14 protein-coding genes are annotated in these 16,594 nt (G+C 71.1%); 5 read left to right on the top strand and 9 right to left on the bottom strand.

What is annotated here, in order from left to right:
- Positions 1-79 precede the first annotated feature (79 nt).
- The 3 genes from OG866_RS24675 (at position 80) to OG866_RS24665 (ending at position 3,186) form a co-directional block, all read left to right on the top strand.
- Entirely contained in the window at positions 80-991 is a 912-nt protein-coding gene (locus OG866_RS24675) for an SDR family oxidoreductase (protein WP_329337878.1), read from the top strand.
- A 50-nt stretch (positions 992-1,041) separates the two neighbouring features.
- Entirely contained in the window at positions 1,042-1,611 is a 570-nt protein-coding gene (locus tag OG866_RS24670; RefSeq protein ID WP_329337876.1) for a DUF4240 domain-containing protein, read from the top strand.
- A 537-nt stretch (positions 1,612-2,148) separates the two neighbouring features.
- The gene (locus OG866_RS24665) at positions 2,149-3,186 is read left to right on the top strand and encodes an isopenicillin N synthase family dioxygenase (RefSeq protein ID WP_329337874.1); all 1,038 of its coding nucleotides are present in this window, start codon (positions 2,149-2,151) and stop codon (positions 3,184-3,186) included.
- Between the two features lie 83 nt (positions 3,187-3,269).
- Here the strand turns inward: OG866_RS24665 and OG866_RS24660 are convergent, their stop codons facing one another.
- Positions 3,270-4,373: a citrate synthase 2 gene (locus OG866_RS24660; RefSeq protein WP_329337872.1), complete on the bottom strand. Its 1,104-nt coding sequence runs from the start codon at positions 4,371-4,373 to the stop codon at positions 3,270-3,272.
- Between the two features lie 223 nt (positions 4,374-4,596).
- On the opposite strand from OG866_RS24660, the gene pdxH reads away from it, so the two are divergent.
- Positions 4,597-5,283 carry a pyridoxamine 5'-phosphate oxidase gene (pdxH, locus tag OG866_RS24655; RefSeq protein ID WP_443063559.1) on the top strand — a complete coding sequence of 229 codons (687 nt, stop codon included), beginning with the start codon at positions 4,597-4,599 and terminating at the stop codon, positions 5,281-5,283.
- Here pdxH and OG866_RS24650 read toward each other — a convergent pair.
- The 8 genes from OG866_RS24650 to OG866_RS24615 all read right to left on the bottom strand — a co-directional run bounded on the left by OG866_RS24650 (position 5,273) and on the right by OG866_RS24615 (position 15,361).
- A complete protein-coding gene (locus tag OG866_RS24650) occupies positions 5,273-5,905 on the bottom strand; it encodes a TetR/AcrR family transcriptional regulator (protein WP_329337870.1) in 633 nt (210 codons plus the stop codon). The genes pdxH and OG866_RS24650 overlap by 11 nt on opposite strands.
- Positions 5,893-6,627, bottom strand: coding sequence for an enoyl-CoA hydratase family protein (locus OG866_RS24645; RefSeq protein ID WP_329337868.1), 735 nt, complete (start codon positions 6,625-6,627; stop codon positions 5,893-5,895). Before OG866_RS24645 ends, OG866_RS24650 begins: the two co-directional genes overlap by 13 nt.
- On the bottom strand, positions 6,624-8,192 hold the full coding sequence (locus OG866_RS24640; RefSeq protein WP_329337866.1) for a 4-coumarate--CoA ligase family protein: 1,569 nt from the start codon (positions 8,190-8,192) through the stop codon (positions 6,624-6,626). The genes OG866_RS24645 and OG866_RS24640 overlap by 4 nt, the downstream gene beginning before the upstream one ends.
- A 29-nt stretch (positions 8,193-8,221) precedes the next feature.
- Positions 8,222-9,361 (bottom strand): acyl-CoA dehydrogenase family protein, encoded by a 1,140-nt coding sequence (locus OG866_RS24635; protein ID WP_329337864.1) that lies wholly within the window; start codon positions 9,359-9,361, stop codon positions 8,222-8,224.
- A gap of 82 nt (positions 9,362-9,443) precedes the next feature.
- Positions 9,444-11,282 (bottom strand): acetyl/propionyl/methylcrotonyl-CoA carboxylase subunit alpha, encoded by a 1,839-nt coding sequence (locus OG866_RS24630; protein ID WP_329337862.1) that lies wholly within the window; start codon positions 11,280-11,282, stop codon positions 9,444-9,446.
- Positions 11,283-11,301: 19 nt separating this feature from the next.
- Positions 11,302-12,900, bottom strand: coding sequence for an acyl-CoA carboxylase subunit beta (locus tag OG866_RS24625; RefSeq protein WP_329337860.1), 1,599 nt, complete (start codon positions 12,898-12,900; stop codon positions 11,302-11,304).
- Positions 12,897-14,567 carry an acyclic terpene utilization AtuA family protein gene (locus OG866_RS24620; RefSeq protein WP_329337858.1) on the bottom strand — a complete coding sequence of 557 codons (1,671 nt, stop codon included), beginning with the start codon at positions 14,565-14,567 and terminating at the stop codon, positions 12,897-12,899. The genes OG866_RS24625 and OG866_RS24620 overlap by 4 nt, the downstream gene beginning before the upstream one ends.
- Positions 14,564-15,361, bottom strand: coding sequence for a TIGR03084 family metal-binding protein (locus OG866_RS24615; protein WP_329337856.1), 798 nt, complete (start codon positions 15,359-15,361; stop codon positions 14,564-14,566). Before OG866_RS24615 ends, OG866_RS24620 begins: the two co-directional genes overlap by 4 nt.
- 193 nt (positions 15,362-15,554) lie before the next feature.
- Here OG866_RS24615 and OG866_RS24610 point away from each other — a divergent pair, with 193 nt between their 5' ends.
- Positions 15,555-16,322: a hypothetical protein gene (locus OG866_RS24610; RefSeq protein WP_329337854.1), complete on the top strand. Its 768-nt coding sequence runs from the start codon at positions 15,555-15,557 to the stop codon at positions 16,320-16,322.
- Positions 16,323-16,594 lie beyond the last annotated feature (272 nt).

Below are 16,594 nucleotides of genomic sequence, written 5' to 3'. Positions count from 1 at the left end.
GACGCGGGACCCCTCTGATGCCGAGGCTGGAGGCATCCCGATTTCCACCCCGATTTCCATCCCTCTGGGGGTCATCAGCATGCGCGTATTCGTCACCGGCGCCAGCGGCTTCGTGGGCACCGCGGTCGTACGTGAACTCATCAGCGCGGGACACGAGGTGGTGGGCCTGGCCCGCTCCGACTCCTCCGCGGCCGCGTTGCGGACAGCAGGGGCGGAGGTCCATCACGGCGACCTGGACGACCTCGACAGCCTGCGCAGGGGCGCCGAATCGGCCGACGGCGTCATCCACACCGCCTTCAAGCACGACTTCTCGAACATCGCCGCCTCGGGCGTGATCGACCTGCACGCCATCGAGGCGATGGGCTCGGTGTTGGAAGGCACCGGCAAGCCCTTCGTGACGACATCGGCGTTCCTGGTCGAGCCCGGCGTCTTCGCCACCGAGGAGGACCCGGCCCACCCGGACTCCGTGGCGCCCTTCCGCGTCCCCTCGGAGGAGGCCACCCTCGCCCTCGCCGACCGCGGCGTACGCACCAGCGTGGTCCGCCTTCCCCCGTCCGTCCACGGCCCCGAGGACGGCGCCTTCGTGCCCAAGCTCATCGACATCGCCCGCGACAAGGGCGTCTCCGCGATGATCGGGGCCGGCACCAACCACTGGCCCGCCGTCCACCGCGACGACGCGGCCCGCCTCTACCGCCTGGCCCTGGAGAAGGCCGAGCCAGGCACCCGACTCCACGCGATCGACGACGAGGGCGTACCGCTGCACGACATCGCCACCGCCATAGGCAACGGCCTGGGCGTAACGGTGGTCCAGGTGACCGACACCGACGCCGCCGCCCACTTCGGCTGGATCGCCCACTTCGCCTCCCTGGACCTCCGCGCGTCCAGCGCCCTGACGCGACAGCGACTGGGCTGGAAGCCGGAGGAGGCGGGGCTGCTCGCGGACCTGGCGCAGGGGCACTACTTCGAGGAGGGGCGCAGGAGCATGCTCTGAGGTCGGCGGGTGGGGGCGATTGTCAGACCCGGCCGGCACAGTGCGGCGCTGTGGACACGAAAGAGTTCTGGCACCTCATCAACAAGGCCCGCTTCGCCACCACGGACGAAGTCCCCTTCCACGAGGCACTGGCCACCCTCCTGGCAGCCCGCCCCAAGCAACAGATCCTGGAGTACCAGGACCACTTCGACACCCTCCACGACGCCCTCTACCGCTGGGACGTCTGGGCCGCCGCCTACCTCATCGGCGGGGGCTGCTCCGACGACAGCTTCATGGACTTCCGCGCGGGTCTGATAGCCGAGGGCCGCCACTGGTACGAACGCGCGGCAGCCGCCCCCGACAGCCTCGCCGAGCACCCCGACGTCATCGCGGCAGCCGCCGACTTCGAGGACCGTGCCCTCTTCAACGAGGACGCCAACTACTGCGCCTCCGAGGCCTACGAACGGATCACCGGGGACGGCGAGATCTTCTGGGCCGACTGGAAGCAGTACGAGGCCGACCATCCGCCAGCCGACTCCCCCACCGACCCACTGGGCGAGGACTTCGACTTCGACGACGAGGAAGAGATGCGTCGGCGGCTGCCTGGGCTGGCGGCACTGTTCCTCTCGGAGGGGACCTGAAGAGCAACGGGTACAGCGTCCGGTCTGAATCCGCTCCGTCAACATCTCGAAAAAGCGGTTGATCGGTGACCGAGCGGTTCCTAAGGTGTGGTTCACACCGAAGGGAGGTGATCGGGTAAATGAGTGAAACCCGGACGCGTGAGGTGGCTGCGGGCTAGCAGCCCGTCACCACATTCAGTGCGGTGCCGGACCAGTGCGCGACAGACGCGTGCAGCCGGCCCAATCCCAAGCAGTCACCCGACCCGCGAGCTCGCCGGTACGTCCGGCCGGCTCCCCCGCTGAGGCGGGGGGACCCGAGCTCGCGGGTCGTCTGCGTTGTCAGGGCTCCGCAGGATTTACGGGAGTGACCTGCGCCACCCGCGTTTCTTGCGGCACGCAGTACGCTGACCTCATGCTTTCGCTCGTTCGACGCCGCCACGTGGACTACGTCCGCGTCACGAGCATGGGCTGTCGACGCTCCATCTGAGCCTCCAGCCCTCCCTTTGCGCAGCCATCCACTGCCGCGCTTCTCTCCCTCTCACCCTTTGCGGACGCACCATGACCTACGTGTCGACGAATCCGTCGAATCCGTCGTACCAGCAGCTCCCGATCATCGATCTGTCGGCCGCCGATCGCGGTCCCCAGGCCCGTGCGCTGCTGCATGCCCAGTTGCACAGTGCCGCCCATGACGTGGGGTTCTTCCAGCTCGTCGGGCATGGGGTCCCGGAAGAGGAGACTCACGCCCTCCTCTCCGCCATGCGGAAGTTCTTCGCTCTTCCCGAGAGTGAGCGGCTCGCCCTCGACAACGTGCACTCGCCCCACTTCCGGGGGTACACCCGCACCGGTGACGAGCGCACCGGGGGCAGTCGGGACTGGCGGGATCAGCTCGACATCGGGGCCGAGCGGCCCGCGCGGATACCCGGGGCCGGTGAGCCGGCGTACTGGTGGCTGGAGGGGCCCAATCAGTGGCCCGACTCCCTGCCCGAGCTGCGTACCGCCTCCCTCGCCTGGGTCGAGCGGCTCAGCTCCGTCGCCGAGCGGCTGCTGCACGAGCTGCTCGCCTCCATCGGGGCGCCCGCGGACTTCTACGACCCGATCTTCGGCACGCGCGCCCATCCGCATCTCAAGCTCGTGCGGTATCCGGGGAGTGCCGGTGACGGGGCCGATCAGGGGGTCGGCGCCCACAAGGACTACGGGTTCCTCACCCTGCTCCTTCAGGACCAGGTCGGCGGGCTCCAGGTGCAGCGTGAGGACGGGCTCTTCCATGACGTGCCGCCCTTGGAGGGGGCCTTCGTCGTGAATCTGGGGGAGCTGTTGGAGGTGGCGACCAATGGGTATCTCGTCGCCACCAATCACCGCGTCGTCTCCCCGCCCGGCGCCACCGAGCGGTTCTCCGTGCCGTTCTTCTACAACCCGCGGCTGGACGCGCGCGTGGAGCCGCTGCCCTTCCCGCATGCCTCCACCGCGCCGGGTGTCACCGACGACCCGTCGAACCCGCTCTTCGCCGAGTACGGCTACAACGAGCTCAAGGGCAAGCTGCGGGCGCATCCGCTGGTGGCGGAGCGCCACCACGGTGACTTGCTGACTCCGGCCTGATCAACGCCACTCAAGGGGCGCGGGGAACTGCGCGACCAGCCACAGACCGGCCCGCAGTCGCCCGCGCCCTTCAGCCAGCCACCTCAGTGGGCGGAAATGTCCCCGTAGCCCTCGATCTCCTGCGGGCTCCGGACCCCCGGCCCCACGTAGCGGGCAGAGGGCCGCACCAGCCGCCCCGTCCGCTTCTGCTCAAGAATGTGCGCCGACCACCCCGCCGTACGCGCGCACGTGAACATCGACGTGAACATGTGCGCCGGGACCTCCGCGAAGTCGAGGACGATCGCCGCCCAGAACTCCACGTTCGTGGCCAGGACGCGGTCCGGGCGGCGGGCGTGGAGTTCCGCTAGGGCCGCCTTCTCCAGCGCCTCGGCGACTTCGAAGCGCGGGGCGCCCAGTTCGCGGGCGGTGCGGCGGAGCACGCGCGCGCGGGGGTCCTCGGCGCGGTACACACGGTGGCCGAAGCCCATCAGGCGTTCGCCCTTGTCGAGGGCATGCTTGACGTACGCCTCGGCGTCGCCGGTGCGTTCGATCTCCTCGATCATGTGGAGCACGCGCGAGGGGGCGCCGCCGTGCAGCGGGCCCGACATGGCGCCCACCGCACCCGACAGGGCCGCCGCCACGTCCGCGCCGGTCGAGGCGATGACGCGCGCCGTGAAGGTGGACGCGTTCATGCCGTGCTCGGCGGCAGAGGTCCAGTACGCGTCGACCGCCGCGACGTGCTTGGGGTCGGGTTCGCCGCGCCAGCGGATCATGAAGCGTTCGACGACGGACTGGGCCTTGTCGATCTCGCGCTGCGGGACCATGGGGGTGCCCTGGCCGCGGGCGGACTGGGCGACGTAGGACAGGGCCATGACGGCGGCGCGGGCGAGGTCGTCGCGGGCCTGGGCCTCGTCGATGTCGAGGAGGGGTTTGAGGCCCCAGACGGGGGCGAGCATGGCGAGGGCCGACTGGACGTCGACGCGGATGTCGCCGGAGTGGACGGGGATCGGGAAGGGTTCCGCGGGCGGCAGGCCGGGGCGGAAGGCGCCGTCGACGAGCAGGCCCCAGACGTTGCCGAACGAGACGTGGCCGACGAGGTCCTCGATGTCGACGCCCCGGTAGCGGAGTGCGCCGCCCTCCTTGTCCGGTTCGGCGATCTCCGTCTCGAACGCGACGACTCCTTCGAGGCCAGGTACGAAGTCGGACATCAGGCGGCTCCTCATGATGTGTGCGACGGGTGACGCCGACGGATCCACGGCCTGTGCGGGGCTCGCGGTCCTGGGCGGTCATCCCAGTGATGCCCCGTTGGGTCGGCGGTCACCCCACGGGGGTGGCATCTGCACCATATCCCCGAGTGCCACCCCTGGGCAGGGTTCGCGGCACTCAGTGCCACCTTCCGTGGTGTGGCGTTCGATACGGCAAGATGACCACGTGACCGACGCAGACGCCGTCTCCCGAGGAGCCGAGACCGCTCCCGACCCCGCCTCGATGCGTAAGCAGTACCGGGCCGAGGGGCTCTCCGAGGGCGAGCTGGCCGCCACTCCGGTGGCGCAGTTCGCGCGCTGGTTCAAGCAGGCCGCGACGGAGGCCCATCTGTTCGAGCCGAACGCGATGGTGGTGTCGACGGCGGACGCGGACGGGCGGCCGAGTGCGCGGACGGTGCTGCTGAAGCAGTTCGACGAGCGGGGGTTCGTCTTCTATACGAACTACGACTCCCGCAAGGCGCGTGACCTCGCCGAGAACCCGTACGTCTCGCTGCTCTTCCCGTGGCATCCGATGGCCCGCCAGGTCGTCGTCACCGGCGTCGCGCGTCGCACCGGCCGGGACGAGACCGCCGCGTACTTCCGTACCCGGCCGCACGGTTCGCAGTTGGGCGCGTGGGCGAGCGAGCAGTCGTCGGTGATCGGGACGCGGGCCGATCTGGAGGCGTCGTACGCCGAGTTGGCGGCGCGTTATCCGGAGGGCGAGCAGGTGCCGGTGCCGCCGCACTGGGGTGGTTTCCGGGTGGCTCCGCAGACGGTGGAGTTCTGGCAGGGGCGGGAGAACCGGCTGCACGACCGGCTGCGGTACGTGGCGGAGGCGGACGGGAGCTGGCGGGTGGAGCGGCTCAGTCCCTGAGCGCCGTCTCCACCAGGGCCGTCCATTGCGCGACCACCTTCTCCCGGCGTCCCTTGTCGTCCGTGAGCAGGTTGGCCAGGCCCAGGCCGCGGGCCATGTCCAGCAAGCCCTGGACCGTCTCCCGTACGCCCGGCCTCGACTCGTCCGCGTCCAGCAGGTCCACCGCGATGCGGTGGGTCTCACGGCCGACCCGGGCCTCCAACTCCGTCACCTGGGGACGCAGTTGCTCCTCGTTGGAGGCGGCGACCCACAGGTGGAGGGCGGCCCGGAAGAGGGGGCCGGTGTAGAGGTCGACCAGGGCCGAGACGACGGCTCGGCGGTCGCCGGCCGCGCCTTGCGGGAACAGGTCGCGGAGCGCTCCGGAGCGTTCCTCGGCGACGTACTCCACCGCCGCCGTGAAGAGGTCCTCGCGGGTCGGGAAGTGGTGTTGGGCGGCGCCTCGGGAGACGCCCGCGCGTTCGGCGACGACGGAGACCGTGGAGCCCGCCCAGCCGTGTTCGGCGAGGCAGGCCACGGCGGCTTCGAGGAGCCGCTGCCGGGTGGCCCGGCTGCGGTCCTGCTTGGGGGTGCGTTCGCCAGGGGAACGGTCCATACGGTCGCCGACCGTGCTCACAGCGCCCATGTGGGGTCCCGTCGTTCTAGAAAGGCCGTCATGCCTTCGCGGGCCTGCGCGGAGGCGAACAGGCGGGCCGAGAGCGCGGTGAGGTCGGCCGCGTCCCGGTCGAAGGCTTCCAGCACCCTAACCGTGAGCAGCCGTTTCGTCTCAGCCAGGGCCTCGGGGGCGGCTTTGCGCAGTCCTTCCAGGATCGGTTCGAGTACGGCGTCCACGTCGTCGCCCGTCGTCGTGAGCAGGCCGATGCGGGCGGCCTCGGCGGCGTCGAAGCGTTCGCCGGTGAGGTAGTAGCGGGCGAGGGCGCGCGGGTCGGTGCGCGGGAGGAGCGGGAGGGAGATGACGGCGGGGGCGACCCCGATCCGTACCTCCGTGAAGGCGAAGGTCGCTCCGGTGGACGCCGCTCCGATGTCGCAGGCGGCGAGCAGGCCGAGGCCGCCCGCGCGGACGTGGCCGGTGACGCGGGCGAGGACGGGTTTCGGTACGGCGACGATCTGGCGGAGCAGGCCCACCAGCGCGTCCGGGTGGGGCGGGTCCTTGAGGTCGGCGCCGGCGCTGAAGGTGTTGCCGGTGTGGGTGAGGACGACGGCGCGTACGTCGCCGTCCTTGCCGCAGTCGGTCAGCGCGTCCGCCAACTCGCCCACCAGCGCGGCCGACAGGGCGTTGCGGTTGTGCGGGGAGTCGAGGGTGAGGGTCTCGACGCCCCGCGCGCGGGTGCGGTCGATCAGGGTCATGCGCGCTCCCTCAGCCGGCGGCGCAGGATCTTGCCGGAGGCGGCCCTTGGGACGTCGTCGATGAAGGTGACGTGGCGGACGCGTTTGTAGGGGGCGACGCGTTCGGCAACGTACATCATGACCTCTCCTTCGGAGAGGTCGGCGGCGGTGGGCTGGCGGACGACGTAGGCGTGCGGGACCTCGTTGCCCTCGTCGTTGTAGACGCCGATGACGGCGGCGTCGGCGATGCCGGGGTGGGTGAGGAGCAGGGCTTCGAGTTCGGCGGGTGCGACCTGGAAGCCCTTGTACTTGATGAGTTCCTTGACCCGGTCGACGATGAACAGCCAGCCGTCGGCGTCGACATGGCCGACGTCGCCGGTGTGCAGCCAGCCGTCGGGGTCGATCATCGCGGCGGTGGCGTCGGGGCGGCCGAGGTAACCCTTCATGACCTGGGGGCCGCGGACGAGGATCTCGCCGGCCTCGCGGACGCCGAGGTCCTTGCCGGGGTCGTCGAGGGAGACGATGCGCATCTCGGTGCCGGCGATGAGCTTGCCGACGGTGCCGGCAGGGGCTTCGCGCATGGCGTCCAGGGGGACGACATGGGTTCCGGGCGACAGTTCGGTCATGCCGTACGCCTGGCCGACGGGCGGCAGGTTCAGGCGCCGTGAGCAGGCGGCGGCGAGCTGGGCATCGAGGGGGGCGGCGGCGCTGACGATGTGCCGCAGGGTCGACAGGTCGTACTGCGCGACCAGGGGGTGCTTGGCGAGGGCGAGGACGATCGGCGGGGCCACGAACAGGTCGGTGATGCGGTGCTTCTGGATGGCCGCGAGGTAGGTCTCCAGGTCGAAGCGGGGCAGTACGACGACGGTGGCGCCTTGCCGCAGGGGCGCGTTCATCAGGGCGGTCAGGCCGTAGATGTGGAAGAAGGGCAGTACGGCGAGGATGCGGTCGCCGGGTTTCGCCGGCATCAGCGGTTCCAGCTGGGCGAGGTTGGTGGCGATCTGGGAGTGCGTGAGCATCACGCCCTTGGCGACGCCGGTGGTGCCGGAGGAGTAGGGCAGCGCGGCCACGTCCTCGACCGGGTCGATGTCGACCTGTGGCTCGGGGGCTGTGGTGCCGAGCATGTCGAGGAGGGAGCGGTGTCCGGGGGCGCTGTCGCAGACGAAGATCTCCTCGACGCCGCCGGAGAGTTCGGCCGCCCTGCGGGCCGTGCCGAGGAGCGGTGAGACGGTGACGATCCAGCGGGCCGCCGAGTCGGTGAGCTGCTTGGCGAACTCCTCCGCCGTGGCCAGCGGGTGCACGGTGGTGACGGAGGCCCCCGCGCGCGTGGCCGCGTAGAAGGCGGTGGGGAAGGCGATCGTGTTCGGGCTGTGCAGGGCGAGCACGTCCCCCTTGCTTACCCCCGCCTCGGTCAGGCCTGCGGCCACGCGGCGGTGGAAGGCGTCCAGTTGGGCGTACGTGAGGGTGGTGCCGTCGGTGCCGTCGATCAGGGCGGGTGTGTCGCCGAACTCGGCGGCGCGGCCCAGTACGGCCTCGTGGATGGGGAGTTCGACGGTCGGGACGTCTGCGTACTCGCTGCGGAACATGGTTCCTCCTCGCACAACGCTGTGCCGGGTCAGTACGACTTGGGCAGGCCCAGGGTCTGGTGGGAGACGTAGTTGAGAATCATCTCCCGGCTCACCGGAGCAATACGAGCCACGCGTGCGGCCGTTATCAACGAGGCGAGCCCGAACTCGCGCGTGAGGCCGTTGCCGCCGAGGGTGTGCACGGCCTGGTCGACCGCCCTGACGCAGGCCTCGCCCGCCGCGTACTTGGCCATGTTCGCCGCCTCGCCCGCGCCGACGTCGTCCCCGGCGTCGTAGAGATGGGCCGCCTTCTGCATCATCAGCCGGGCCAGCTCCAGGTCGATGTGCGCCTGCGCGAGGGGGTGGGCGATGGCCTGGTGGGCGCCGATGGGGGTGTTCCACACGGTGCGGTCGCGGGCGTAGGTGATCGCCTGAGCGAGCGCGTAGCGGCCCATGCCGATCGCGAACGCGGCCGTCATGATGCGCTCGGGGTTGAGGCCGGCGAAGAGCTGGAGGAGGCCGGCGTCCTCGTCGCCGACGAGCGCGTCCGCGGGGAGCCGTACGTCGTCGAGCGTCAGCTCGAACTGCTTCTCCGCGGCCTGGAGTTCCATGTCGATCTGACGGCGGTGGAACCCTTCGGCGTCCCTGGGGACGATGAACAGGCAGGGCTTGAGCCGGCCTGTGCCGGTGTCTTCGGTGCGGCCGACGATGAGGGTGGCGTCGGCGATGTCGACGCCGGAGATGAAGACCTTGCGGCCGGTGAGCAGCCAGTCTCCTGATTCCGGGTCGCGGCGGGCCGTGGTGGTGATGCGGTGGGAGTTGGAGCCGGCGTCGGGTTCGGTGATGCCGAAGGCCATGGTGCGGGTGCCGTCGGCGAGAGCGGGGAGCCATTCCTGCTTCTGGGCTTCGGTGCCGAAGCGGGCGATGACGGTGCCGCAGATGGCGGGGGACACGACCATCATCAGCAGGGGGCAGCCTGCGGCGCCCAGCTCTTCGAGGACGATGGACAGTTCGGAGATGCCGCCGCCTCCGCCTCCGTACTGTTCCGGGAGGTTGACGCCGAGGTAGCCGAGTTTGGCCGCCTCGGACCAGAGGGCTTCTCGGTCGAAGGTGCGGCCGTGGCGTTTGCCGAGGGCGGCGACAGCTGTTCGGAGGGCTTTGTGTTCTTCGGATTCGATCGTGGGTGGCATGGGATTCCTTCCCGGGTGCGGGTTGTTTGTGGCTGGTCGCGCTCACGCGGCGGTAGCCGCACATTGATGCAGCCCTGCGCCCCTAGGGGGTGTCCACCACCGCAAGCAGAGAACCGACTGTCACTTGCTGCCCGGGGACGGCGTGCAGAGCGCTCAGCACTCCTGTGACCGGGGACGAAATGCGGTGTTGCATCTTCATCGCTTCGAGCCACACGATCGGTTCACCGGCCTCGATCTTCGCGCCGACCTCCAGGCCCTCGGCGATCCTGACCACCGTTCCCGGCATGGGGGCCACCAAGGAGCCCGGGGCCAGTTGTGTCTTCGGATCGGGGAAGCGGGGCAGGGCCCTCAGCGCGGTCGGGCCGACGTACACCTCGTCGCCGTACCTGGACACCTCGTACCGCCGCTGTACGCCGTCCACTTCGAGTACGACCAGACGCGCGTCGGCGTGCACCACTCGCACCCCGTCCGCCTCCAGGCCCTCCCGCCCCCAGCGGTAGCGGACCTCGGTCTCCTCGCCCGCCAGGTCGTACCGCTTCACCTGGGGCTGTGAGGGGACGTTGCGCCAGGCGCCGAACCGGGAGCGGGCGTGGGCGTCGGCGAGGGCGGCGGCCAGCGGGGCGTGCGGATCGGGGAGTGTCGTCGTCAACGGCGTCAGGTGGCGGTCGTAGAACGCCGTGGTCATGGCGGCCGTCGTGAACTCCTCGTGGCGCAGGGAGTTCACCAGGAGGGTTCTGTTGGTCGTCGGGCCGTGGATCTCCGCCCGCTCCAGCGCGCCCGCCAGTTTACGGAGGGCCTCGGCGCGGGTGGGGGCGTGGGCGACGGCCTTGGCGAGCATGGGGTCGTAGTGGACGCCGATCTCGTCGCCGTCCTCGTAGCCGGTGTCGAGGCGGACGCCGGGGACGGTGAGGCGGTGCAGGGTGCCGGTCTGGGGGGCCCAGTCGTGTGCGGGGTCCTCGGCGTAGAGGCGGGCCTCGACGGCGTGGCCACGCGCGTGGGGAGGTGACTCGGGGAGCGGCTGCCCCTCTGCCACGGCGATCTGGAGTGCGACCAGGTCCACGTCGAACACCGCCTCCGTCACGGGGTGCTCGACCTGGAGGCGGGTGTTCATCTCCAGGAAGTGCGCCTTGTCGTCGGCGACGAGGAACTCGACGGTGCCCGCGCCGACGTACGAGACGGCGCGCGCGGCACGCACGGCCAGTGTGCGCAGCTCCTCTTCGAGCCCCTGGGAGAGCCCGGGCGCCGGTGCCTCCTCGATGACCTTCTGGTGCCGGCGTTGCAGGGAGCAGTCGCGCGTGCCGAGCGCCCAGACGGTGCCGTGGGTGTCGGCGAGGATCTGCACCTCCACATGGCGGCCGTTCTCGACGTACGGCTCGACGAACACCTCGCCGTCCCCGAAGGCGCTCGCGGCCTCGGCGCGTGCGCTCTCCAGCGCGGCGCTCAGATCCTCCAGGCGGCGCACGATCCGCATTCCGCGCCCCCCGCCGCCCGCGGCAGCCTTCACGAGCACCGGCAGGTCGGACGCGCCGACCTCCCCCAGCGGCCTCAGCCCCATCAGCTCCTTCGCGCGCGTCTTGGACGCCATCGCCTCGATCGCCTCCGGGGGCGGGCCGATCCACACCAGCCCGGCGTCCAGAACGGCGCGGGCGAAGTCGGCGTTCTCGGAGAGGAAGCCGTAGCCGGGGTGCACGGCGTCCGCGCCGGCGGCGACGGCGGCCTTCACGATCAGGTCGCCGCGCAGATACGTCTCGGCGGGTGTGGCCCCCGGGAGTCGTACCGTCGTGTCGGCCACGCGCGCGTGGAGGGCGTTCGCGTCCGGGTCCGAGTGCACCGCGACCGTTCGGATTCCCAACTCACCGCAGGTGCGGAAGATCCGGCAGGCGATCTCGCCGCGGTTCGCGACAAGGACAGAAGTGATCATGGAAGTCACTGGGGATCCCTCACATCCGGAAGACGCCGAAGCCGCCGCGCGCACCCTCGTACGGCGCCGTGTGGATGGCCGACAGACACAGACCGAGGACCGTGCGGGTGTCGCGCGGGTCGATGACGCCGTCGTCGTAGAGGCGGCCGGAGAGGAACATCGGCAGCGACTCGGACTCGATCTGCTGCTCCACCATGGCCCGCAGGGCCGCGTCGGCGTCGTCGTCGTAGGGCCGGCCCTTCGCCGCCGCCGACTGCCGGGCCACGATCGAGAGCACGCCCGCCAGTTGCTGGGGGCCCATCACGGCGGACTTGGCGCTGGGCCAGGCGAAGAGGAAGCGCGGGTCGTAGGCGCGGCCGCACATGCCGTAGTGCCCGGCGCCGTAGGAGGCGCCCATGAGCACCGAGAGGTGCGGGACCTTCGAGTTGGACACCGCGTTGATCATCATCGCGCCGTGCTTGATGATGCCGCCCTGCTCGTACTCCTTGCCGACCATGTAGCCGGTGGTGTTGTGCAGGAAGAGGAGGGGGATGTCGCGCTGGTTGGCGAGCTGGATGAACTGGGCGGCCTTCTGCGACTCCGCGCTGAACAGGACGCCCTGGGCGTTGGCGAGGATGCCGACCGGGTAGCCGTGCAGGCTCGCCCAGCCGGTGGTGAGGCTGGTGCCGTAGAGCGGTTTGAACTCGTCGAAGTCGGAGGCGTCGACGATCCGGGCGATGACCTCGCGCGGGTCGAAGGGGATCTTCAGGTCGCCGGGGACGATGCCGAGGAGTTCGTCGGCCGCGTACTTGGGCGGCTCGGCGAGGGGCGGATCACCGTACGCCTTGCGGTGGTTGAGGCGGGCCACCACGCGGCGCGCCTGACGCAGGGCGTCCTGCTCGTCGACGGCGAAGTAGTCGGCGAGCCCGGACACGCGCGCGTGCATCTCCGCGCCGCCCAGCGACTCGTCGTCGCTCTCCTCGCCGGTGGCCATCTTGACGAGGGGCGGACCGCCGAGGAACACCTTGGCGCGCTCCTTGACCATGATCACGTGGTCGGACATGCCGGGGATGTAGGCCCCGCCCGCCGTGGAGTTGCCGAAGACGACGGCGACCGTGGGGATTCCGGCGGCGGAGAGGCGGGTCAGGTCGCGGAAGATGGCACCCCCGGGGATGAAGATCTCCTTCTGGGACGGCAGGTCGGCGCCTCCTGACTCCACCAGGCTGATGCAGGGGAGCCGGTTGGCGAGGGCGATGTCGTTGGCGCGCAGGGCCTTCTTCAACGACCACGGGTTGCTCGCGCCACCGCGCACGGTCGGGTCGTTGGCGGTGATCAGGCACTCCACGCCCTCAACGACTCCGATGCCGGTCACGAGGGAGGCGCCGACGGAGTAGTCGCTGCCCCAGGCGGCCAACGGGGACAGCTCCAGGAAGGGAGTGTCCGGGTCGAGGAGCAGTTCGATGCGCTCGCGCGCCAGCAACTTGCCGCGCCCCCGGTGTCGTTGGACGTACTTCTCGCCGCCGCCCGCGAGCGCCTTCGCGTGCTCGGCGGTCAGCTCGTCCAGCTTGGTGAGCATGGCCTCGCGGTGGGCGCGGTAGTCGGCGCCTTCCACGTCCAGCGCGGACGACAGGACGGTCACAGCAGTGCCTCCGGGATGTCCATGTGGCGGGAGCGCAGCCATTCGCCGAGCGCCTTGGCCTGCGGGTCGAATCGGTGCTGGGCGGCGACACCGGCGCCGAGGATCCCCTCGACGACGAAGTTCAGGGCGCGCAGGGCGGGAAGCGGGTGCCGGGTGACCGTCAAGTCGGCTGCCTCCGGCAGGAGTTCGCGGAAGCGGTCGACGGTGAGCGTGTGCGCGAGCCAGCGCCAGGCCTCGTCGGTCCGGGCCCACACCCCCACGTTGGCGTTGCCGCCCTTGTCCCCGCTGCGGGCGCCCGCGACGAGGCCGAGGGGCGCCCTGGTCAGCGGAGCCTCGGGCAACGGCTCGGGGAGAGGTGGCTCCGGCAGACTCTCGAGTACGGCGGTGTCCTGGGCCGGCGCCACCGGGATCCGGCGGCCGTCGTGGAGGACGGCCACCTGGTCGACGGCGCCCTGGGAGACGTACACATCCTCGAAGACCCCATAAGGCGCGCCCTTCCCAGGTGGCGCGAGCACATGGAAGCCGGGGTAGCTGGCGAGGGCCAGCTCGATGGCGGCCCCGCTCAACGCCCGCCCCACCACGTCCTGTTCCGGGTCCCGGACGACCAGCCTCAGCAAGGCGCTGGCGGTCTCCTCGGTGGGGGCGTCCGCGCGGTCGGTGCGGGCCAACTCCCAGCGGGCGGAGGCGACTTTGCCCAGAACCGGCTCCATCTGCGCCCGCACCAGCGCCGCCTTGGCCTCGATGTCGAGGCCGGTCAGAACGAAGACGACCTCGTTGCGGAAGCCGCCGAGCTTGTTGAGGCCGACCTTGAGGGTGGGGGGCGGGGCCTCGCCGCGGACGCCGGAGACGCGGACGCGGTCGGGGCCGTCCTGGGTGAGGCGGACGGCGTCGAGACGGGCGGTGACGTCGGGTCCGGCGTACCGGGCGCCCTGGGTCTCGTACAGGAGCTGCGCGGTGACCGTGCCGACGTCGACGAAGCCGCCGGTGCCGGGGTGTTTGGTGATGACGGCGGTGCCGTCCTCGTGGAGTTCGGCGAGGGGGAAGCCGGGGCGGCGTACGTCGCCGTCCGCGAAGAAGGCGTAGTTGCCGCCGGTGGCCTGGGTTCCGCACTCCAGCACATGGCCGGCGACGACCGCGCCCGCGAGCCGGTCGTAGTCGGTCGGCCCCCAGCCGAAGTGAGCCGCGGCGGGGCCGGTGACCAGGGCCGCGTCCGTCACCCGCCCGGTCACCACCACGTCGGCGCCCGCGCGCAGGCACTCCGCGATGCCGAAGCCGCCGAGGTAGGCGTGGGCGGCGAGGCTGCCGGGGTGGGCGGCGGTCAGATCGTCGCCCTCGACATGGGCGACGCGGACGGCGATGCCGAGCCGGTCCGCCAACTCCCGTACCCGGGTGGCGAGTCCGGCCGGGTTGAGGCCGCCGGCGTTGGCGACGATCCGCACGCCCCGCTCCTGGGCGATGCCGAGGCACTCCTCCAACTGCCGCAGGAAGGTGCGGGCGTACCCGGCGCCGGGGTCCTTCAGCCGGTCGCGGCCCAGGATGAGCATGGTCAGCTCGGCGAGGTAGTCGCCGGTGAGGACGTCGAGTTCGCCGCCGGTGAGCATCTCGCGCAGGGCGTCGAACCGGTCGCCGTAGAAGCCGGAGGCGTTGCCGATACGGAGAGTCCTCATCCGGCGGCCTCCCCCTTGGGCGCGCGCCCGTCCCCGGCCGGCCCCGCGAAGGCCTGGGCGATGTCGAGCCAGCGGCCGGCGTCCTCGCCCATGGCGGTCAGGGCGAGGTCGGTGCGGTGGGCGCGCTGGGTGACCAGGAGGCAGAAGTCGAGGGCGGGGCCGGTGACGCGCTGGGGGGCGTCCTCGGGGCCGTAGGACCACACCTCACCGGAGGGTGCGACGAGTTCGACGCGGAACTCCTCGAACGGAGGGGTCAGCCCGTGCACGCCGAAGGCGAAGTCGCGCGTGCGGACGCCGAGTCGGACGATGTGCCGCAGCCGGTCGGTGGGGGCGCGGGTGACGCCCAGAGCGTCCGCCACGTCCAGGCCATGTGCCCAGGTCTCCATCAGGCGGGCGGTGGCCATGGAGGCGGTGGACATGGGCGGGCCGTACCAGGGGAAACGGGCGCCGTCCGGAGCGCCCCGCAGAGCGTCGGCCAGGTCCTCGCGCCCCGCCCGCCAGTACGCGAGCAGCCGCTCCGGAGGCTTTGCCGCCCCCTCCTCGGCACCGTTGTCCACGAAGTCGCCGGGTGCGGCCAGCGCCTTCTCGACCTCGCGGGAGAAGGCGCCCTGATCGGTCACGGCGAGGAGGGAGGAGTGGTCGGTCCAGGCGAGGTGGGCGATCTGGTGGGCGACGGTCCAGCCGGGGGCGGGGGTCGGCAACGACCACTGCTCCTTGCTCAACTCGGCCACGATCAGGTCGAGTTCCTCGCTTTCCGCGCAGAGGTCGTCGATGACGGGCGTGGGGTCTGCCATGGCAGCGAGGATGACAGCCGCCCCATAAACAAGCAAGCGTGCTTGCATTGTTTTTTCGGAGGGTGTCGGAGGCGTCGGAGGTGTCGAAGGCACCAGGTGCCGGGCGAGCACGACTGAGTACGGCTACTCATGCCACCGCGGGGCCGTGCGGGAACCATGGACACCGGTGGGGATCCGACCTGGAAGGTGGGGCATGGGCAGGTTTCTGGCGGGGGTCGGGGCCGTGGTCGCCGCGGGGGTCGCGCTGGTCGTCGCGTATCTGGCGGGGGCGCCGGCGGAGGTGGTGTTCGGAGCCGGGGCCGGGGTGCTCAGCCTGCTGTGGCTGCTGCTTCTGCTGACCGTGCCCTGGAACCTCTACTTCCGGGCGCATGCCGTCCTCGCGGAGATCGCGGTGAGCCGGGAGAAGGGCCTGGAGATCTCCCCGGCCCGGGACGCCGAGGCCACGCGGATCGCCCGCGCGATGCTGCGGACGGCGGTCGCGGGACATGTGGTGACGTCGGCGGTGGTCGTCGCGGTCACCTGGGCGACGGGCGCGTTCACGGGCTACTGGTTCGCCGCGTTCTTCCTGCTGAGTACGTTCTTCCGCCCGGCCGGCGCCTGGTTCGGCCAGCTTCGGCGGCGGCTCGGGGCACTGCTCAAGGACGTCACGTATCCCCGGGACGACGTGGTCGAGCTGAACGCCCGCCTGGACCGCGCCGAGACCGGGACGCGGGTCCTGGAGGAGAAGGCGGAGGAACAGTACCGGGCCCTCGCCGAACTGCGCCGGACCGTGGACGCGCTGGCCATGAGCGCGTACGAACGGGCGGAGGAGAACGATCGCAGGATCGCCGCGCTGGGCCGGGAGTTCGAGTCCACGGTGGACCGCCTCACCGACAACCAGGAGATCATCGCGGGGGTAAAGGCGTTCCTCCGCATGGTGCGCTCACCACAGCTACCGGAAGGCACACCGACCTCGGGCTGACCAGCCCCCGAGACGCCAGGGGCAGGGGGCGCGGGGCGACCGGAGCCCGACGTGCCGGGAGCACGGCGGCACGGACCGACCAGAGCCTGAGACGCCGGCAGCACAGCGGCAGGGCAGCGCGGATCTGCCAGAGCCCGAGACACCGAGAACATGGCGGCACAGGCCGACCAGACCCCGACGTGCCGGGAGCACGGCGGCACGGACCGACCAGACCCCGAGGCACCGGGAGCACGGCGGCACGGACCGACCAGAGCCTGAGACGCCGGCAGCAC

The sequence above is a fragment of the Streptomyces sp. NBC_00663 genome, from assembly GCF_036226885.1.
In the GTDB taxonomy this organism is placed as follows: Bacteria; Actinomycetota; Actinomycetes; order Streptomycetales; family Streptomycetaceae; genus Streptomyces.
This window is presented reverse-complemented; position numbering and strand designations above follow the sequence as displayed.